Consider the following 19,734-nt stretch of genomic DNA (forward strand, 5'->3'; position numbering starts at 1 on the left):
CGTCGCGATCTTGTAACCAACAGTGGAGACGGTGCGATGCACCGTCTCTCTTTGTCTCGGTATAATGCAAGGCAATAACGAGACCTATGAACGACGTTGACTTGCAACGTCGCTCATAAAGCCAGTGAAATCACCAGTAACGGTCTGAAATCACACGTACTGCATACGTTCCGGCTCCGGTGGATGCGGGTCTGCGACCCGCATTATCGTAGGTGTGACCCTGATTGCGGCGCGTCACTATCCTGCTTACCGGTACAATCTTGATAGAGATGATGAGGTCGCTGATGCCGCCATTGCCAATCGTTGCCACTCTCCTCCACCGCGCTGCTACTGAACCTGAGCATCCGTGCCTGATCGCTGCCGGGCAAACGTTCACATACACAGCGCTGGCCAGCGCAACTGCCGGCTGGGCAACGCGATTGCAGGCACTCGGTCTGGCCCGTGGCGATCGGGTGGCGCTCGCACTCCCCAATACCCCGGCATTCATTGCCGCCTACTTCGGCGCCCAATTGGCCGGCGCAGCAGTGGTGCTAGTCAACCCACAGTACCGCCATGCCGAACTGAGCCATTTGTTGGCCGACTCTGAACCGGCGATTGTGGTGGCGACCGACGAGAATGAGGCCTTGTTGCGCGAGGCGATGCCAGCAACGCCAGCCCGCCTAATCAAACCCGACACCACCGTCTTCGGCGCACCGCCAGCCGATTTCACCGCCTGCCTGCCACCTGACCCCGCTGAGATGGCATTGATCGCCTATACCTCAGGTACCACCGGGCGCGCGAAGGGGGCCGTGCATACCCACGCCAGTCTTGCCGCTAACTGCGACGCGATTATCACTGCATGGCACTGGACTGCCGCCGATCGCTTGCTGTTAATGCTACCGCTTTTTCATGTGCATGGGTTAGGCGTCGGCGTGCATGGTACGATCCGCAGCGGGGCCAGTCTCGAATTGCATCCCCGATTTGATGCTGAAGTGGCATTGCAACGACTGGCCGATCCGGCAATTACGCTCTTTTTTGGCGTGCCGACGATGTATGTGCGATTGGTCGAAGCGGCGCGCCAGCATGGTGTGCCACCGCATCACGTGCGGCTCTTTGTATCGGGGTCAGCCCCGCTCAGCCCACAAACCTTTGCCGATTTTGCTGCGCTCTTCGGCCAGTCTATCCTCGAACGGTACGGTATGACCGAGACCGGCATGAACCTGACTAATCCCTACAACGGCGAACGACGGCCCGGTAGCGTTGGTATGCCATTCCCCGGCCAAGAGGCGCGCATTGTCGATCGCGACACCCGCCAGCCGTTACCGGTTGGGCAGATTGGCGAGATTCAAGTACGTGGGCCGCACCTCTTCCAAGGCTACTGGCGCAACCCGGTAGCAACGGCGGCAGCCTTTACTGCTGACGGTTGGTTCAACACCGGTGATCTCGGTTTCGTTGATGCCGATGGCTACTTCCACATCACCGGACGCAGCCGCGACTTGATTATCAGCGGCGGCTACAACATCTATCCCCGCGAAGTCGAGGAGGTGTTAGCGCAGCATCCCGCCGTGGCCGAATGCGCGGTGTATGGTCAACCCGATCCCGATCTCGGCGAAGTGCCGGTTGCTGCGGTCGTCATCCGTCCATACCCACCGGTAACCGCTACCGAGTTGATCGACCATTGCCGCGCCAATCTCGCCGCCTACAAACGCCCGCGCGCGATTCGCTTTGTTTCGGCATTGCCTCGCAATGCGCTCGGCAAAGTGCAACGCCACTTGCTGGCAACTGATCCACCCGTCGCCGGGGAAGGGCTATGAGCGATCTCGACGACTACGAAGGCGATCCGGAACTTGACCGTGAACGCCTAAGCGAATTAGTGACCGATCAGCTCGAAGAGCTGGCGCGCGCTATCCACTCGCGTGACCAACTCGTGCGGGCGCGCGCTGCCAGCCGGTTGGTGAGACTGGACGTTGATCCGGAACTAGCATTGCCGGCGCTTAACCATCGCCGGGCGATAGTGCGCGAAGTCGCAGCAGAAGCAATTGGCTACAGCAGTAAACCGCTGAATGCAACGGTCATCGATGCGCTACTGGCCACTATTGATGATCCCAAACCATTTGTGGCCGCTGCTGCAATTCGCACGTTAGGCCGGCGTCAGATTAGTGTGGCCCGCGCTCAGATCTCGGCCTGTCTCGATGACCCCGAACCGCCAATTGTGGCGGCGGCGATCGTTGCACTCGCCCGTCTTGGCGACACCACGCTCGCGGTGGCGCTGCCCAACTTTCTCAACAGCCCGCATCTCACCATCCGCATCGCCGCCGCCGAAGCCGCCGGCATCCTCCACGCCCCGGCAGCAGTACCCGGCTTGCTCTGTTTGTTGGAAGATTGCATTACCGCGTGGCACGACGCCCAACCGCGCATTCCCAGCCGGGCTGCCAGCGTGGCAATGCAAGCGCTGGCCCGCTTGCGCGCGCGCACCGCCGTGCCGCTGCTGGTCGAGATCGCCCGTTATATCGTTGGCCTGCGCACGTTAGCAGTGCGCACCCTCATCCAACTCCAAGCGGTGGAAGCAGCGCCAGCCATTGCCCCGCTGCTCAATGAAGATGGTAGCCACCTCTTACACGAGGTCATTCGCCTCTTACACATGGCAAACTACCGCGCTGCACTCCCCGAATTGCGGGCATTGCTGCAACGCTCGGCGTCCAACCGCCGGTCATTACTCATGAAAGTGATGCAGGTTTTGACGGAATGGCATGATCGGGAAAGTCTGCCGCTGATTGCGCAGATTGCCGAGAGCGATCCGAGCGCCGAGCTGCGCAGCTACGCTGCCCACTGTGCAGCAACCCTCGCCGTATGCACCCCTCCATCGCCGGCGCACGATACCGAATTGCCACAAGAACTCACTTTGCCGCCATCGTGCCACGAACGCTTGCAACAACGCCGACAACGCATGGCGAGTTTTACCGCCACCAGCGTAGTAGAAGGCGTCGTCTTGCGCGTGCTCAGCTACGGCGCAGTCATTGATCTCGGCGGGGTCGAGGGGTTTGTTCATGTGCGCGATATCGACTGGGGCTGGATTAGCGATGCGCGTACTGCCCTTCACCCCGGCCAAACGGTGCGGGCTGCCGTCACCGGCATCGATGAGACGCGGATGCGCGTCAACCTGAGTATCCGGCGGCTCACGCCCGATCCGTGGTCTCATATCACTCAACAGCTTGCCGTGGGGATGCACATCAACGGCACAGTCTCCGGAATCACCGGTTTTGGTGTCTTTATTGAGGTCTTCCCCGGTGTGCAGGGGTTGGCCCATACCAGCCAGATTCCACCCGATCCGCGACCGTTGCGCGAACGATTTCCGCTTGGCTGCCGTGTCAGCGCCACGATTCTGAACATTGATCCCGATCGGCGACGGATCGCGCTGCGATTGCACGAAGGATTGCAACAAAAAGCCGCACATCAGTGATGTGCGGTAGTAGTGGTGGGGACGATGGGAGTTGAACCCACACGCCTTGCGGCACATGATCCTAAGTCATGCGCGTCTGCCATTCCGCCACGTCCCCGCTGGCGAGTATAGCACGAGATGGCGCTGCCGGCAAGTGGTTGCCGGGCAGGCTCGTGACATGATATACTAAAGCAGTTAATGTGGAATAACCTTGAATGACGCCCCCTCCGCCGCGTAGCACCGTCGTCGCGGTATCGACAGCCAGCAGGAGCCGCCATGAAAGCCGTTGTGATGGCCGGCGGCGAGGGCACTCGCCTGCGACCGCTCACGATTAATCGCCCGAAGCCGATGGTATCGCTGGTCGATCGACCGGTGATGCAACATATTATTGAGTTGCTCAAACTGCACGGGATTACTGACATTATCATTACGGTGCAGTATCTCGCCAACGTGATCCAAGATTATTACGGCGACGGCAGCGCCTACGGCGTGAATATTACCTACTCACTCGAAGAGGTGCCGCTTGGTACTGCCGGCAGCGTCAAGAATGCCGAACATCTGCTGACCGAGCCGTTCCTCGTCATTTCAGGTGATGCGCTGACCGATTTCAACCTGACTCAAATCATTGAGCATCATATTGCCTCTGGCGCCACCGCAACCGTCACTCTGACTCGCGTCGCCAACCCGCTTGACTACGGTGTCATCATTACTGACGAGCAAGGGCGTATTCGCCAATTGCTTGAAAAGCCGAGCTGGGGCGAGGTCTTTTCTGATACGGTCAACACCGGTATCTACGTCTTCAACCCCGACATCTTTAGTTACATCGAACGCGGTCGCGTCACCGACTGGTCGAAAGATGTCTTTCCGCGCATGCTCCACCGCGGCGACCGGCTGTACGGCTATATCGCCAATGGCTACTGGACGGATGTGGGTACGATTGAAGCGTATATGCGCGCCTGCGGCGATTATCTGTCGGGCAAGGTTAATCTGCCGCGGATCGGCCACAACATCGGCGGTGATGTCTGGGTTGACCGCGACGCCGAAATTGCGCCTGACGCTCAATTGCACGGGCCGATCTATCTTGGCCATGGAGCCAAGATTAAGGGTGGCGTGATCATTCACGGGCCATCGGTGATTCGTGATTATACGATCGTCGACTCGCGGGCAAACATCGATCGCTCGATCATTTGGCGCAATTCGTACATCGGCGAACGGGCAGAACTGCGCGGCGCCATCGTGTTGCGCCAGTGCAATATTCGCTCGCGCGCGATGATCTTCGAGGGAGCCGTGATTGGCGATGGAGTGCAGATCGGCGCCGGCGCGGTCGTGCAGCCCAATGTCAAGATTTGGCCTTCCAAAGAGGTTGATGAAGGGGCAACCGTCACCTCAAGCATCATCTGGGGCAGTCAAGGCCGGCGCGTACTGTTTGGCCGTTATGGCATCACTGGGTTGGTCAATATCGAGATCACCCCTGAGATGTGCGCCCGGCTTGGGGCAGCCTACGGCGCAACCTTGCCCCGCGGCGCAACCGTCACGATCAACCGCGATGCGCACTTTACGCCCCGCATGCTCAAACGGGCAATCATCGCCGGTTTGCCTTCGGCTGGGGTCAATGTCTGCGATCTGCGCAATGTGCCTATCCCGCTCGCCCGCTACTACACCCATGCCAGCGGCGCTGCCGGCGGCGTGCATGTGCGGATCTCACCGTTTGATAATCGCGTCGCCGAGATTAAGTTTTTCAACCATCTTGGACTGGATATCAACAGCGCCACCGAACGCAAGATCGAGAGCACCTTCTTCCGCGAAGATTACCGGCGCGCCTACCTCGATGAGATTGGCCGTATCTTCTACGGCGAAGATGTTGAAGAGCGCTACCGCACCGCCTTTATGCGCGCGCTCGGCCAAGAGGCTGCATTTGGCAAAGGCTTTCCGATCGTCATCGATTACGCGAACACCAGCACCAGCACGGTGATGACTGAGATTTTACGTCGCATGCGGGCTGACGCGGTTGAGCTGAACGTGAATCTCGATGAGCGGATGGTGTTTCAGACGAGCGCCGATTTTGAAGCGGCTATGACCCGGCTTACCAAGATTACACCGGTCGTCGGCGCGCAATTCGGCGTGCGCCTTGACCCCGGCGGCGAGAAGATTTTTCTGATCGATGATCGCGGCCAGCGGCTGCATGGGTTGCGCGCACTGGCTGCTATGACTGCGCTGGCGATGCGCGCCCACGGCGGCGGCATTGTGGCGGTACCGGTCACCGCGCCGCGCGCTTTCGAGCAGATTGCCGCTCGTTATGGCGGCAGCATCATTCGCACCCGCGCGAACCTCGGCGCGCTCATGAATTTGGCCGCTGAACGACCCGATCTGTTGTTGCTCGGTGATGGCACCGGCAACTATATTTTCCCCCACTTCTACCCCGTTGCTGATGGAATGTTCGCTATTGCCCACCTGATGGAACTACTCACGCTAAATCAAACCACCCTCAGCGAAGTGCTGGCCGATTTGCCGCCTTATTACCTCTGGCAGACGCGCGTCCCCTGCCGCTGGGAGAGCAAAGGCAAGGTGATGCGCATTCTCAACCAGCAGTACCACGAACGCCACGGCGAGCAGATCGATGGCATCAAGATTGAGTTGGGGCAGGAATGGGTGCTGATTTTACCCGATCCCGACGGGCCATTCTTCCATGTCATCGCCGAAGGCAGCAGCGAAGAGCATGCCCGGGTCTTGACTGATAAGTACGCTGGTTTGGTGACGAGTTTACAGTAATGCCGATCGATTGACCGCTGGCTTGGCCGTATGCGAGGAGGGTGCGATGTCTATCCGCTCAAGGAACAATGATCCGCTTTACGATGCGATCGAGACAACTACGATTCGGATTGGCCGGTTTGGGTACGGTCTCTTGCGGCTGCCGCTTGGCTTGCTGCCATCACAAAGCCGCACCCACATGGAACGCGCGCTCTATGAGCTGAGTCACGGCTTTGCTAGCCTGCCCGGTGATTTCGCCCGTATCGCCGAACACGAGATTAAGCGCTGGATTGATGAGACGCCGCCGGCTCGCCGCCGCCAACCGGAACCGGAACAGCATCTGACGGTGATAATCACGCCGGAAGAGGCGGTGGTTGAACCGGCTCCCTCCCAGCACCTTGCAGTGACGATTGCGCCAGTAGAAGCTAGAACTGAAACTGCTGCGCCAGCCGCCGAACAGTCGCAGCCAACGACTGACGAAGAACCCATCGAAGAAGATGTGGCTGAATTGTTGACCGATGAAGTGTCAGAGTCGATTATTGATATTGAACGGCTGGTGGCCGAACCGCCCAATGTAAGCATTACCTACATTGAGTATGATCCGCCCGGCAGCGATCTTGAGGGTGAATTTGTGGTGATTTCCAACGCTTCCCACGAACCAGTTGATCTTACGGGTTGGACGTTAATTGACGAAGGCGCGAAACACAGCTATACCTTCCCAGCCTTTGTCCTAGCCGGCGGTGCGGAAGTAACATTGTGGACGAAAGCTGGCGTCAACGATGCCAATAACCTCTATTGGGGATCGCACCGGCCAATTTGGAATAATACCGGCGATACTGCTATCTTGCGAGATGCAAATGGCAACTTGATTAGTCGTTATACCTATGCAGCCGGTGCATAATGTGGTTGTAGAGACGAAGGCGGGCGGTTCCCTTCACTCCTCTAGCGAGCGATACTTATGAGCGACGTGTCACTGGTTGGTCAGACCATCGGCCGGTTTGAGATTCTTTCGGAGTTGGGACGCGGCGGCATGGCGGTCGTCTATAAAGCGCGCCAGACTGATCTCGATCGGATTGTGGCGCTGAAGATTTTGCCGCCAAGCCTAACCAGCGATCAGAGCTATATCGCTCGCTTTCGCCAAGAGGCGCGCAGCGCGGCTCGGCTCGAGCATCCTCACATTATGCCGATTTATGAGGTCGGCGAGGTGGCCGGCTATCATTACATCGCGATGAAGTTTATTCAGGGGCGGACGCTCAAGCAGTTGCTTGAGCAAGAGGGCGCGTTGCCTATCACCCGCGCGGCGCAGATTTTAGCGCAGGTGGGCGAGGCGCTCGATTACGCTCATCGGCAAGGGATTATTCACCGCGATATTAAGCCCTCGAACGTGATGATTACCGATGACGGCTGGATCTACCTCACCGACTTCGGTTTAGCGCGTGGTACCGGCAGCAGCGCCGGCGGTTTGACGATGGCCGGAACGGTCATGGGCACGCCCGAATATATGTCGCCCGAACAGGCGCAGGGGTTGCCGAATGTGGGGCCGGCCACCGATATTTACGCGCTAGGGGTGATGCTTTACGAACTATTGACCGGGGCTTTTCCCTTCAAAGCTGAAACACCGATGGCGATGCTGGCCGCGCGCCTTGTGCATGCGCCGATTCCGCCCCGCGACGTGCGCGGCGATTTGCCGCCCGCAGTCGAAGATGTGATTATGCGCGCGCTGGCCCGTAAGCCGGAAGCGCGGTTTGCTTCGGCAGCCGAAATGGTTGCGGCGCTACGGCAAGCGGTTGGGATGAGTGAGAATGAACTGAGCCGCCCGCTGACGCCGCAGCGGGGAATGCCGGCAGCAGCGAGCGACGCGCCCAATTGGCTTAGCCCTGCGCAAGCAGGTCCCCCCCCGCCCGCCTACGGCACACCGCCTACCCCCTCGCCGGTGTATGTGCAGGCGCCGGTCGCGCAACCGTACAGCGTGGCCCCCACCGTTCCAGCCAACCCGCTGAATGCGCCAACGGTACCTGCCCCAGCAACCCGCAAAGGCGCGCCGGTTGGGATCATCGCGGGTGTCATTATCGTGCTGCTGCTCATCGGCGGTGGTATCGCCGCGTTTGTCTTTTCTCGCCCTGCCGAACCGGAACCAGTTGCCAGCAAAGCCGAACCACTGATTGCCGATGGCGACGTGGCACTGGCCCGTACCGGCGGCTTAACCGATGCCATCAGCGCGTATCGCTCGGCGATTGCCGCTGACACCAACAATATGACCGCCCATGCCCGGCTGGCCGGCGCTTTATTGGCGCAGGGCAGATGGGAAGATGCGATAGCTGCTACCGAGCCATTGTTGGCTGCACGCAACCCCCAAGCGCAGGCGCTTGGGTATAGCATCAGCGGCTATGCTTACTTCCAGCTCGGTGATATAGTGAACGCGCGCATCTCCGGAGCAGAAGCGATTGCCACCGACGATTCGGTCGCGCTTGGCTATGCGTTATACGCAGCGGCGCTGGCTTCCAATGCTGAAAACAGCCGCGATAATAGCCTCATGAACGACGCATTTACTGCGATCGGCAATGCGGAAGACCGGCTCAACGCCGCCGATCCGCTCAACCGCGCATTTGCCCGAGCTTTGATCGGCTGGGCCTTCGGACAGGATTTTCGTTTGCGTAACGACCCGAATGTGCTTGAGCAAGCGATTACGAGCCTTGAAGCGGCGATTGATAGCTATCCGACCTTGGCCTTCTTTCACTACGAACTCGGTGCCATCTATCTGGCCGCCAACGACGATACCGAATCCGCGCGCGCTGAATTCAACAGCGCCCTTGAACTCGACCCCAACTTCAGCCCAGCCCAAGCTGGCCTTGGCTGGGTTGCCTATCTTGATGGCCGCACTCGCGAGGCGCGCCAAGCCTTCAATGAGGCCCTCCAACTTAATCCTAACGAAAGCCTTGCCCTGCTTGGTCTAGGACGGCTGGCTTTGGACGATAACCAGTGGGATGAAGCGATTAACTACTTCCAACAAGCGATTGACAGCAATCCCCGTTCGGCGACGGCTTACGGGTATCTGGGTGAGGCCAAGTTGTTCACCGGCTTTAACAGCACTGATCAAGTCACCCAAGACACTTTCTATCAAGAGGCGGAAGAGGCGTACCGCCAATCAATCAGGCTCGATGACTATTTCGTATTGGCACATAACGGGTTGGGGTGGGTTTTGCAGTACCAAGAGCGGTACAGTGAGTCGATCGAGGCGTTTGAACGTGCCCGCCAAATCGACAATCAGGAAGAAGAGATCTTCAATGGTCTCGGCTGGAGTCTCTTTCTCAGCAATCGCTATGTAGAAGCGGAACCCATGTTTAAGCGAGCGGTTGAGCTTGATCCAACTTACGCCAGCGCCTATTTTGGGTTAGGGCGTTCGTATGAAGAGCAAGGCCGGCGCGCAGAGGCGTTAGCGGCATTCCAAGCGACCAAACGCCTCAACCCGAACTATCGTGGCATTGATGAAGCGATTGCACGCGTATCAAATTAACGGATAAACGTGACAGCACTAACAATTCTCTTGATCGGCCCGCCCGGTGCAGGCAAAACGACCATCGCCACCCAATTGGCACGCGAGACCGGGATGGCAATGATTGCCACCGGCCAGCAATTGCGCGCCGAGATCCGGGCGCAGACTCCCATCGGCCAACAGATTGGGGCGCTGCTCGAACAAGGGCAATTGGTACCTGACTCGCTGATGGCCGAGCTGATGCGCTCGTGGCTGCACGCGATTCCGCCCTCGCAACCCTGTCTGCTTGATGGGTATCCGCGCAGTGTGGCCCAAGCGCAGATGCTCGAAGTGCTGCTGGCCGAACAGGGCCGGCAAGTCGATGCCGTGATGGTGCTCGATCTCAGCGAAGCGACGATCATTCATCGCCTCAGTGGTCGCCGCGTCTGCCGCAGTCCCGATGGAGGCGATGTGACGTTGCATATCGATGATGCCGAGACCGTTGCTCAATGTGTGGCCCGCGGCGGTGTATTGCTACAACGTGACGACGATCAACCTGAAGTCATTCGCGCCCGCCTCCAGCTCTACGAGCAAGCGACTGCTCCTGTGCTTGATTTCTACATTGCGCGCGGGTTAGTGCATCACATCAATGCCGAACAGCCGCTGCCAGCAATCGTAGCGGCAATCCGCGCGGCCTTGCAACTTTGAGCTTCCCCAACCCAGCGACGCAGCATCACCTCGCGCTATGCTACAATAGCGGCAACAGGCGTGCATAGGAGGAGGTTCAACGATGAACGGGCATGTGGCGCTGATTACCGGTGCAGCGAGCGGGATTGGCTTGGCCTGCGCGGAACGGTTTGTCGCCGATGGCTATCGGGTCGTAATCGTTGATTTGCCCGGCCCAGCCGGTGAGGCTGTCGCCGAACGGCTCGGCGGTATCTTTGTGGGGGTCGATCTCGCAACGCAGGCCGGCTGCCGGCAAGCGGTTGACGCGGCGCTCAATACGTATGGCCGAGTGGATGCGCTGATCAACAATGCCGGCTTCCAACACATTGATCCGATCGAAGACTTCCCTGAAGATCGGTGGGAGACGATGATCGCGGTGATGTTAACCGCCCCCTTCCGTCTCACGAAATATGTCTGGCCGAGCATGAAGGCCAATGGACGCGGGCGGATTGTGAATATCGGTTCGGTGCATAGCCTGCGCGCCTCGCCCTTCAAAAGTGCGTATATCTCGGCGAAGCATGGTTTACTCGGTTTCACCCGCACCGCGGCGCTGGAAGGCGGCCCCTACGGAATTACCGTTAATCTGATCGCGCCAGCCTACGTGCGCACGCCGCTGGTTGAGAAGCAGATCGCCGATCAAGCTCGTACCCGCGGCATTCCCGAAGATCAGGTCATCGAGAAGGTGATGCTCGAACCGGCAGCGATTAAGCGCCTCATCGAGCCATCTGAAGTTGCTGGCTTGGCGGCGTTCCTCTGCTCTGATGCTGCCGGTGCGATCACTGGGTCGGTGTACGAGATCGCTTTGGGTTGGACGGCACGGTAGGGGCGCGGTCGTAGGCGTTGCGCGGCAACGCCCCTACGACCGCACGGGTAGGCCTAACACGGCCCGTGCTTCGGCCACGTCATGGCGGATTTGGGTGACTAACTCATCAATACTGTTGAATTTACGTTCGTTGCGCAGCCGCATCAACAACTCAAGGCGCAGCCGTTGGTCGTAGAGGTCACCCTCCCAATCGAGCAAATACGCCTCAACCACCCGCCGCGTGCCATCAAACGTAGGGCGGACGCCGATGTTCGTTACTGCCGGCACAACCGCACCGGTGGCGAGATTGGCCCGGCAGGCGTAGACGCCATTGGCCGGCAGGGCAACATCAGGGCTGACCTGAACATTGGCGGTGGGGAAGCCGATCTGGCGTCCGCGCCCGTCGCCGCGAGTCACAATTCCGTGTAGCGCGAACGGGCGCCCCAACAAAGCGCCTGCGCCAGCGACATTGCCGGCCAGCACCAGCTCACGGATGCGCGACGAGCTAACCGGAATACCAGCGACGGTATATTTGCTGAGCGCGCCAACCGCAAATCCCATCTGACGACCGATCTCCATTAAGCGTGGAATATCACCCTCGCGCCCGCGCCCCATAGCAAAATCTTCGCCTACCCAGATCTCGCGTACCGGGAGCGCAGCGCAGATCTGCGCCATATATTCGGCGGCAGACAACCGGCGAATCTCTTCGGTAAAGGGGGCAATAATGAGCAGATCCGGTTCGAGCCGCCGAATCTGCTCGATCTTTTCATCGAGATCGCTCAGCAGTTGCAACGGCTGGCCGGGTTGCAATACCGCGCGCGGATGCGGTTCCCACGTCAGCACCGCACTGAGCATATCGAGCGCACACGCCCGTTCTACCGTGGTACGAATCAATTGTTGATGGCCGAGATGGACGCCATCGAAACGGCCAATGGTTAACACTGTCGCCCGGTTGGCCAAGCCGGGAATGAGGTCGCGGGCGATCTGCACAGGCTTTCTGCTCCGTTTCTATCCCTGATTGGCCAGCCGTTGCAATTCGGCCAGCCGGTTCAACGCTTCTAGCGGAGTCAATTCTTCAATCCGCAGCCTCCGTATGTACTCTACCACCGGATGCGGCGCGAGATCAAAGAACGAGAGCTGCATACTCGTCGCTGGCGGGCGGGCCGGCGCTTCAGGGGCCGGTTCAGGCTGGTGCAGCGCTGGCGGTTCAGTCACGCCGTCTGGCTCTACATGGCTACGCGCCGCTGCCACCTCAACCGCCCGCCCTTCCAGCTCGGCCAGCAATTGGTTAGCGCGCCGGATCACACTCGCCGGAATACCAGCCAGCTCGGCGACATGGATACCATACGAGCGATCGGCGCCGCCACGGCGCAGTTCATGCAAAAAGACTACCCGCCCATCACGCTCGATCGCCGCCATGTGGTAGTTGCGGACGCGCGCCAACTCACCTTCGAGCGCCGTCAGCTCGTGGTAGTGGGTAGCGAACAACGTCCGGCAACCGAGCTGCGGGTCGTCGTGGATGTATTCCACCACGGCCCGCGCAATCGCCATGCCGTCGTAGGTGCTGGTGCCGCGACCGACTTCGTCGAGAATGATCAGCGAGCGTGGAGTGCTCTGCATAAGCAACGCGGCGGTTTCGGTCATCTCAACCATAAAGGTGCTTTGGCCGGTGGCGATGTCATCTTGCGCGCCAATGCGGGTGAAGATACGATCGACTAGTCCAATTTCAGCTTCATCAGCCGGAACAAACGAGCCGATCTGCGCCATGAGCGTGATTAAGGCCACTTGGCGCAAGAAGGTGCTCTTGCCGGCCATGTTGGGGCCGGTGATGATCAGAATCTGCACATTGTCGCCGTCAAGTTCGATGTCATTGCCGATAAACGGCTCGCTAAGGGTGCGCTCGACCACCGGATGGCGACCTTGCTTGATGCGCAACACCCGATCGGTACGCAGCGCCGGCTGCACATAGCGCCCACGCACCGCCGCTTCGGCCAGCGCTGCCAACGCATCGAGCCGCGCCACTGCCGCTGCCGTCGCTCGCAGCCGGTCAAGGTGTTGCTGGATCTCGTCGCACAGGCGCTGGAAGATATCTCGTTCGAGATCGACCAGTTTCAGGCGCGCATCGCTGAGCAGTCCCTCATAATATTTCAGCTCTTCGGTGACATATCGCTCGGCGTTGACCAGCGTCTGTTTGCGTTCGTAGTGCGACGGGATGAGCTTGGGATCAACCGCGCGCGAAATCTCGATATAGTAGCCAAAGACTTGGTTGTAGCTCACCTTGAGCGAACGAATACCGGTGCGCTCGCGCTCTTTGCTTTCTAAGCGGTCAATAAACTCTTGGGCATGGCGGCTCGCTTTGATCAACGCATCGAGGCGCTGGTCAAAACCGGGCCGGATCACCCGGCGCGGACGCTCACCACCTTCTTCGGCGGCGCGTAGATAGTTTGACGCGCCGAGCAGAGCCGGCGGGTCTTCATCAAGCGCCCGTTCAAGCAGATCGAGCACATCGCGACACAGATCGAACTCCGGCGCCGGTTCGCCGGCCATCTCTGGGGCAAGCAGATCGGGCAAGAGTGGTGCAACCGCTTGAGCCACAGCAGGCAGTTTACGCAACGCCACCCGCAACTGCACCATATCGCGCGGCGTTGCCACCGCAATCCCTTGCGCGATCCGGTTCAGCGCCCGCTCCATATCAGGCAGCTCGGTCAGCGCCGAACGCAGCTCAAGGCGAGCCATCGTCTCGAACACCAGCCGAGCCACGGCGTGTTGGCGCACCTGCAACGGTTCGAGCACGATCAACGGCTGGGTAATCCAACGCCGCAACAGCCGCCCCCCCATCGCAGTGCAAGTCCGGTCGAGCACACCAATCAGCGAGGCTTTATTCCCCTGCCGCCCGCTGCTTTCGAGCAACTCAAGGTTGCGCCGTGTCTGCGGATCGAGCAACATATAGGCACCAGTATGGTAGAGCCGCAGATGGCGCAGTTGACTCACCCGCTGGCGCTGGGTCATCTGGGCGTACTGGATCAACGCGCCGGCGGCGCGCGTCGCCAAGGGCCGGTCATCAAGGCCGCATACCGCCAGCGAAGCCACCGCCAACTGCTCGAGCAACGCCTCAGCGGCGGTCGCCAACTCCCAGCGCCACGCTGGCCACTCGGTCACTTCGCCCTGCGTCCAACTCGCCGCGCTGGTACCGTCGAGCCGGCGTGCCACCCGCTCGTGAGGCAACAGCGCCTCGCGCTCTTCCTTGGTCAACGGGGCCAGATCTTGGCTGAGACGGGCTTGCACCGGGGTCAAATGCGGCAACCGCAACGTCTCGTCGTCCGGCACCAACACCTCGGCAGGCCGGAGACGGGCTAATTCGGCTTGCAACTGAATGAGCGCGCGGGCATCGGTAAACTCAGCCGCGGCAAACTCACCGGTTGAGAGATCGGCATACGCCAACCCCACCTTGTCCGCTTCGACAATCACCGCAGCCAGATAGTTGTTGGTGCGATCCGGCAACATCGCCGGATCGATCACCGTGCCCGGCGTAATAATCCGCACAATCGCCCGCTGCACCATCTTGCCGTTGCTTTCGAGCGGGGTCAACCCGGCAGCGTAGACGGAACGGGGCCGGGTATCGTTGCGCATCGCCTCGGTCTCACTCAACTGCTCGGCGATCGCCACTCGGTAGCCGCGCGCCACCAACTCGCTGACATAGCGATCGACGGCGTGGTAGGGCATCCCTGCCATCGGCGCATAGAGCTTCTGCTGATCTTTAGGGGCGCGCTTATCAACCGCGTACTCTTTGCGCGTCAACGTTACGTCAAGCAATTCCGCAATCAGCTTGGCGTCATCATCGAACGTCTCATAGAAATCGCCGAAGCGGAAAAGCAGGATGGCGTCAGCAGCCTCTTCTTTGAGTTTGCGATATTGGCGGTACCATGCATGCAGTTCGATTGCGGCCATGGGTTTCTTATCGTATTGCGGGAGCTTGCGCGTCATAGGGTGACGATCATTATCATCCGCGCTATGATAGCATATTCCGTGAGAATGCGAAGATCCTAGCTACGATGGTATCCGCTGTCCCATCTATATCTTCTTAGTATCATTGCGAGCCGCCGTCAGGCGGCGAAGCAATCCCCCACGAGCGCGGAAGCTATAATGTCAGCCGTGATGGCGAATGAAGACACATCAGCAATCCCCCGCGAGCGCGGGAGCTATGCCTGCACGCACTTCGCTCGGCTGAGCAGGAGATTGCAGCGGGGGATACGCGCCCTCGCAATGACCAATCACAGAGAGTTGGCATTGCGGCAGTAGAACTGCCGCACTCCACAAACCCTAATACGCCAACAACTCGCGGGCGGCGGCAAGGATTTTGGCTGCGTTGGGCCGGTAAGCGTCTTCGAGCGGCGGACTGTAGGGCACCGGTGTGTCAGGGGCGGCTAGCCGGGTGATCGGCCCATCGAGATACTCGAAGGCCTGCTCGGCAATGATCGCGGCCACTTCAGCGCCGACGCCGCAGGTGCGATTAGCTTCATGCACGATCAGCACCTTGCCGGTCTTGCGCGCGGTAGCCAAAATTGCCGCTTCATCGATCGGCTTGAGCGTGCGCAAATCAAGCACCTCAATACTATGTCCCGCGCGTTCGAGTTCGTTTGCCGCGCTGAGCGCCTCTTGCACCATCGCGCCATAGGCGATGATGCTCAACTCTTCGCCGCTGCGCCGCACCGCCGCTTGTCCAATCGGTACCAACGCCTCACCTTCCGGCACCATCCCCTTCAGCGAGCGATAGAGATACTTGGTCTCGTAGTAGATGACCGGGTTGGGGTCGCGGATGGCGCTAAGCAGCAGGCCATAAGCGTCGGCAGGAGTAGCCGGCGCGACGACCTTGAGGCCGGGGGTATGGACAAACCACGCTTCGTTGGATTGGGAATGGAACGGGCCGGCCCGCAGACCGCCGCCGCCGGGGGCGCGGATGGTGATCGGCACCGGCTGCCGCCAGCGAAAATGGTTAGTGGCGGCGAATTGCACAATTGCGTCGAAGCCGGTCGAGATAAAGTCAGCGAATTGCATCTCGACCACCGGCAAAAAGCCCTCGAACGACATGCCAATCGCAGCGTAAATCATCGCCAGCTCGGTCATCGGGGTATCGATCACCCGATCCTCGCCAAATTCCTCGATCAAGCCTTGCGTCACCTTAAACGCGCCGCCATAGACGCCGATATCTTCACCCATCACCAACACACGCCGGTCGCGCTGCATCTCGTAGCGCAAGGCAGCCCGGATCGCCTCCAGATAGGTTAGCTCGCGCGTCCCCTGCTCGCCGGCCAATACAGTTGTCGCTTTATGCAATCCTTGATCCCACGTCATGACTTCCTCCTGCCAGCGGGTTAGGCATAGACGCCATCGGTTACAGTTGCCGGGTCGGGGTACGGCGACGACTCGGCAAAGGCTTGCGCTTCATCAAGTTCAGCTTCAATCCGGGCCAGCAATGCGGCCAGCTTGGCGTCATCAAGCAAACCGCGCGCACGCAACTCAGACTCGATGCGGGCAATCGGATCACGCGCCTCCCACTCGGCCAGCAGCTCTTTGGGCACATAGGCCATATTATCGTGAATGGCATGGCCGCGCATGCGCATCGTCTTGCATTCAATAAAGGTTGGCCCGCCACCAGATCGCGCCCGCTCAACTGCCTCTTTCGTGACGTGGTACACTGCGGCAAAGTCGTTGCCATCCACAATCACCCCCGGCATATTGTAGCCAGCAGCGCGTTGCGCGATATGCTCAATCGCCATCTGGCGGCTGAGCGGGGTCGAATAGGCGTACTGGTTATTTTCGCAGATAATGACCATCGGCAATTTAAACACACTCGCCCAATTCATTGCCTCGTGGGCCAGCCCTTGTGAAGCGCTGCCATCGCCAAAAAAGCACATCGCCACCCGCGGCTCGCCTTTCAGCTTGATACCGTGGGCCACACCGGCAATCACGCCGGTCGAGGCGGGCAAATGGCTAATGAAGCCGATAATCCCCAAGCTCAGATCACCCATCCCGTGCAGATTGGCATCGCGCCCGCGGGTTACTCCCGTCTCACGGCCCAGCCACTGGGCCAAAATCCGGCGCGGGGTGAGGCCGCGCACGAGGTATGCGCCCAGATCACGGTGCATCGGTGCGATGATATCCTTGGGGCCGAGGCTCAACGCCGCCGCCACACTGAGGGCTTCGTGGCCGATCTGCGAAAAGTAACCGCCGACAATCTTGCTCTGTTTGTGAAGGAACGTGCCGCGATCATCAAGCGCGCGGGTCAAGCGCATCCAATAGTGGGCTTGTTGCAGTAATTCATCATCAATCTCGTTCATGCCGTCTCCTTGCCGGTGAAGGCATCGCTCAGCCGGCGTCCTTGCCGTGATTCCGCCAACAAGTGGGGTATAGAGGTATTGTACTCGATGAAGAACCGTGTGTGTGCAAAAAAAACCGTAGGGACACTGCTTGGCAATGTCCCTACGTCCAAACCGGTGATGCTTGGCGCGACGACTATTGAGCGACGTTCACCGCAATCTTGCGCGGCTTGATCTCTTCGGCCTTCGGCACGGTCACCATCAGCACGCCATTCTCAAGCCGAGCCTCAATCCGATCCGGATGGATCTGATTGGGCAGACGGATGCTGCGGCTGAAGCGGCCATAGCGGCGCTCGGTGACGTGATATTGGCGATCCTTGCGATCGTTGCTCTGCGTAATCTCACCGCTGATCGTCAGCACATTGTTCTCGAAGGTGATGTTGAGTTGATCAGCGGTCATACCGGGCACCGCCATCTCGACGTGATACGCATCAGCGGTCTCGCTCAGGTCGAGCGCCGGCACCAAGCTGCCGCTGCGCGGCATAACACCCGTGAAGCCGGTGAAGAAGGTATCGTCGAGCAATTGGGTCATCTCGCGGAAGGGATCCCAGCGGGTCAGGTTCGTCATAGCCGTCCTCCTTGTATCATCGTGTTATTTCTTTTCATCAGTCGTGCTCTCATTTGAGCCTGCCTATACGATAGCAAGACATTGTTAGAATGGCGTTGGCAAAGTATTAAAGCAGTGTCTACATTTGCAGCAACGATTTCGTAATGCCAAGAGGTCTAACCGGAAATTGACCAGCTATCGCGGGCAATCATGGCAGCACAAACACAACTATGGCCGCTGTTTATATGCACAATAATGAACAAAGACAGTATAAATCTGATCTATACAGCTTGTATACAACGTGATACAATGCAATTACACTATCACCGGCGCTAATCTAAAGGAGTGCAACCATGGCACGGTCTATTAATATCGACTTGCAGGGAGGTGTAGTACCAATCTCGCAGGCTGCGGCCAGCCTTGCGGCGCTCATTCGACGAGCTAAGGTGAGTGGGCAACCGGTGGTGATCACGCAGAAAGGGTATCCATCGGCGGTACTACTCAATATCGAGCTCTTTGAACAACTGCGGGCAATGGCGATGCAGGCCGAGCAGGCCCGTGAGCAGCATGGGTGATGAATGGAACGACAACGCTACTCGCATAACAAGGATGACGCGGGGTATGGCATCGCCCCCGCGTCATCGTTTAGCACTAGCCGCGACGCAGCACCCCTACTAGCGCCCGTCTTGCGCAGCCATCAACGCTGGTATGATCCGGTTATCGGTCTGTGCCGGCATGAGTATCACCCGTGCCTTGCTCTCGGCCAGATTTTGTAGCTCGAGAATAGTAAAGAGCGCATCACGCACTTCAGGATCAGTGCTAATCTTCGCCAACGCTCGGCCCAGAATTTGCGGACGCACAGCTTTTGCACGCGCAAACTCAATCGCTGCCTGCCGCTCAGCAGTGCTGGTAATAATATCAACTCGATTGGCACCGTCTTGCAAAATCGCCGACGTCACTTGGCGCAACCGGTTGACCACCTTGGCCTCAATCTGCCGGATCATATTGATGTCGCGGAAGTGAACTTTGCGAATGTAGACTGACCCCAGCCGGTAGCCCCACTCTGCCGCTTTCGGCGACACCTCGGCCCGCACCGCTTGGCTCATGGCGTGCCGGTTTTCCAGCATCTGCGCCAACGGCATATTGCTGAGCGTGCGCACCACCGCATTGCTCACATTCGCCGCCAGCGAGCCTTGCGGATCAGCATTCTTAAACAAGAACGCAACCGGATCGCTGATCGACATCTCGTACCAAACGCCAATCCCCATTGGCGCACCTTCTTCCGAATTAACCGGCAGACTCCGCAAGTACCGCTGATCGAGCCGCATATCGATCACGTACCGCCGGCCAAATAAGCCGATCAGAAAAGCGTTAATCCCCAGATGGAACGGCAAAATCACCAGCCCCGGCTCGCGCAAGACGCCGACCACGCTGCCGAACAGGGTATAGACGTGGCAGGTGCCTTCTTGAACAACAGTGTAAATGCCGAGGAAGCGGAAAATAACAAAAATTATTGGTATGAGAATATAGACGATGCCAAACGCAATGGCAATATCTGGTATCGTAGAAATCAAGAAATTCATCGTTCCACCTCCATAATCACTCGCTCGGCTTGTTGGTAGAGACCAAGCCGGACACTGCGCA

The 19,734-nt window shown here is 59.0% G+C and carries 14 protein-coding genes and 1 tRNA gene; 8 read left to right on the plus strand and 7 right to left on the minus strand.

Annotated elements, in window-relative coordinates; all coding sequences use genetic code 11:
* Window positions 1–284 precede the first annotated feature (284 nt).
* Together Q1A59_RS08470 and Q1A59_RS08475 are read left to right on the plus strand one after the other, a co-directional pair.
* Window positions 285–1,793, plus strand: coding sequence for an acyl-CoA synthetase (locus Q1A59_RS08470; protein ID WP_298483210.1), 1,509 nt, complete (start codon window positions 285–287; stop codon window positions 1,791–1,793).
* Entirely contained in the window at window positions 1,790–3,439 is a 1,650-nt protein-coding gene (locus Q1A59_RS08475) for a S1 RNA-binding domain-containing protein (RefSeq protein ID WP_299644796.1), read from the plus strand. Before Q1A59_RS08470 ends, Q1A59_RS08475 begins: the two co-directional genes overlap by 4 nt.
* Before the next feature lie 13 nt (window positions 3,440–3,452).
* On the opposite strand, the gene Q1A59_RS08480 is transcribed toward Q1A59_RS08475, so the two are convergent.
* Window positions 3,453–3,536: transfer RNA gene (locus Q1A59_RS08480), tRNA-Leu, on the minus strand.
* Window positions 3,537–3,694: 158 nt separating this feature from the next.
* Here Q1A59_RS08480 and Q1A59_RS08485 point away from each other — a divergent pair.
* The 5 genes from Q1A59_RS08485 (at window position 3,695) to Q1A59_RS08505 (ending at window position 11,187) form a co-directional block, all read left to right on the plus strand.
* The gene (locus tag Q1A59_RS08485) at window positions 3,695–6,187 is read left to right on the plus strand and encodes a mannose-1-phosphate guanyltransferase (protein WP_298483206.1); all 2,493 of its coding nucleotides are present in this window, start codon (window positions 3,695–3,697) and stop codon (window positions 6,185–6,187) included.
* Between the two features lie 46 nt (window positions 6,188–6,233).
* Window positions 6,234–7,067, plus strand: coding sequence for a lamin tail domain-containing protein (locus tag Q1A59_RS08490; RefSeq protein ID WP_299644797.1), 834 nt, complete (start codon window positions 6,234–6,236; stop codon window positions 7,065–7,067).
* A 57-nt stretch (window positions 7,068–7,124) separates the two neighbouring features.
* Window positions 7,125–9,680, plus strand: coding sequence for a protein kinase domain-containing protein (locus Q1A59_RS08495; protein ID WP_298483202.1), 2,556 nt, complete (start codon window positions 7,125–7,127; stop codon window positions 9,678–9,680).
* A 9-nt stretch (window positions 9,681–9,689) separates the two neighbouring features.
* Window positions 9,690–10,346 carry a nucleoside monophosphate kinase gene (locus Q1A59_RS08500; RefSeq protein WP_298483201.1) on the plus strand — a complete coding sequence of 219 codons (657 nt, stop codon included), beginning with the start codon at window positions 9,690–9,692 and terminating at the stop codon, window positions 10,344–10,346.
* 82 nt (window positions 10,347–10,428) lie between these two features.
* Window positions 10,429–11,187: a 3-hydroxybutyrate dehydrogenase gene (locus tag Q1A59_RS08505; protein WP_298483199.1), complete on the plus strand. Its 759-nt coding sequence runs from the start codon at window positions 10,429–10,431 to the stop codon at window positions 11,185–11,187.
* 33 nt (window positions 11,188–11,220) lie between these two features.
* On the opposite strand, the gene Q1A59_RS08510 is transcribed toward Q1A59_RS08505, so the two are convergent.
* The 5 genes from Q1A59_RS08510 to Q1A59_RS08530 all read right to left on the minus strand — a co-directional run bounded on the left by Q1A59_RS08510 (window position 11,221) and on the right by Q1A59_RS08530 (window position 18,111).
* Entirely contained in the window at window positions 11,221–12,156 is a 936-nt protein-coding gene (locus Q1A59_RS08510; protein ID WP_298483197.1) for a bifunctional riboflavin kinase/FAD synthetase, read from the minus strand.
* 18 nt (window positions 12,157–12,174) lie between these two features.
* Window positions 12,175–15,114 carry a DNA mismatch repair protein MutS gene (mutS, locus tag Q1A59_RS08515; protein ID WP_298483218.1) on the minus strand — a complete coding sequence of 980 codons (2,940 nt, stop codon included), beginning with the start codon at window positions 15,112–15,114 and terminating at the stop codon, window positions 12,175–12,177.
* Between the two features lie 372 nt (window positions 15,115–15,486).
* Window positions 15,487–16,518, minus strand: coding sequence for an alpha-ketoacid dehydrogenase subunit beta (locus Q1A59_RS08520; RefSeq protein ID WP_298483195.1), 1,032 nt, complete (start codon window positions 16,516–16,518; stop codon window positions 15,487–15,489).
* 20 nt (window positions 16,519–16,538) lie between these two features.
* Complete coding sequence (locus Q1A59_RS08525; RefSeq protein WP_298483193.1) at window positions 16,539–17,504, minus strand: thiamine pyrophosphate-dependent dehydrogenase E1 component subunit alpha; 966 nt, start codon at window positions 17,502–17,504, stop codon at window positions 16,539–16,541.
* Between the two features lie 175 nt (window positions 17,505–17,679).
* A complete protein-coding gene (locus tag Q1A59_RS08530) occupies window positions 17,680–18,111 on the minus strand; it encodes an Hsp20/alpha crystallin family protein (RefSeq protein WP_299644799.1) in 432 nt (143 codons plus the stop codon).
* A gap of 332 nt (window positions 18,112–18,443) precedes the next feature.
* Between Q1A59_RS08530 and Q1A59_RS08535 the strand changes: the two genes are divergently transcribed.
* Window positions 18,444–18,665, plus strand: a complete 222-nt coding sequence (locus Q1A59_RS08535; protein ID WP_298483188.1) for a type II toxin-antitoxin system prevent-host-death family antitoxin — start codon at window positions 18,444–18,446, stop codon at window positions 18,663–18,665.
* 99 nt (window positions 18,666–18,764) lie between these two features.
* Here the strand turns inward: Q1A59_RS08535 and Q1A59_RS08540 are convergent, their stop codons facing one another.
* Window positions 18,765–19,673, minus strand: coding sequence for an SPFH domain-containing protein (locus Q1A59_RS08540; protein ID WP_298402263.1), 909 nt, complete (start codon window positions 19,671–19,673; stop codon window positions 18,765–18,767).
* Window positions 19,674–19,734: the final 61 nt, after the last annotated feature.

It is taken from the genome of uncultured Chloroflexus sp., assembly GCF_937951745.1.
Lineage (GTDB): Bacteria > Chloroflexota > Chloroflexia > Chloroflexales > Chloroflexaceae > Chloroflexus.

Bases quoted from the DNA above. Each gene is read 5' to 3' on its own strand.
- Q1A59_RS08495 (WP_298483202.1), top strand. From the start codon at position 7,125: ATGAGCGACGTGTCACTGGTTGGTCAGACCATCGGCCGGTTTGAGATT.
- Q1A59_RS08540 (WP_298402263.1), bottom strand. From the start codon at position 19,673: ATGAATTTCTTGATTTCTACGATACCAGATATTGCCATTGCGTTTGGC.
- Q1A59_RS08535 (WP_298483188.1), top strand. From the start codon at position 18,444: ATGGCACGGTCTATTAATATCGACTTGCAGGGAGGTGTAGTACCAATC.
- Q1A59_RS08525 (WP_298483193.1), bottom strand. From the start codon at position 17,504: ATGAACGAGATTGATGATGAATTACTGCAACAAGCCCACTATTGGATG.
- Q1A59_RS08485 (WP_298483206.1), top strand. From the start codon at position 3,695: ATGAAAGCCGTTGTGATGGCCGGCGGCGAGGGCACTCGCCTGCGACCG.
- Q1A59_RS08475 (WP_299644796.1), top strand. From the start codon at position 1,790: ATGAGCGATCTCGACGACTACGAAGGCGATCCGGAACTTGACCGTGAA.
- Q1A59_RS08520 (WP_298483195.1), bottom strand. From the start codon at position 16,518: ATGACGTGGGATCAAGGATTGCATAAAGCGACAACTGTATTGGCCGGC.
- Q1A59_RS08490 (WP_299644797.1), top strand. From the start codon at position 6,234: ATGTCTATCCGCTCAAGGAACAATGATCCGCTTTACGATGCGATCGAG.
- Q1A59_RS08505 (WP_298483199.1), top strand. From the start codon at position 10,429: ATGAACGGGCATGTGGCGCTGATTACCGGTGCAGCGAGCGGGATTGGC.
- mutS (WP_298483218.1), bottom strand. From the start codon at position 15,114: ATGGCCGCAATCGAACTGCATGCATGGTACCGCCAATATCGCAAACTC.
- Q1A59_RS08470 (WP_298483210.1), top strand. From the start codon at position 285: ATGCCGCCATTGCCAATCGTTGCCACTCTCCTCCACCGCGCTGCTACT.
- Q1A59_RS08530 (WP_299644799.1), bottom strand. From the start codon at position 18,111: ATGACGAACCTGACCCGCTGGGATCCCTTCCGCGAGATGACCCAATTG.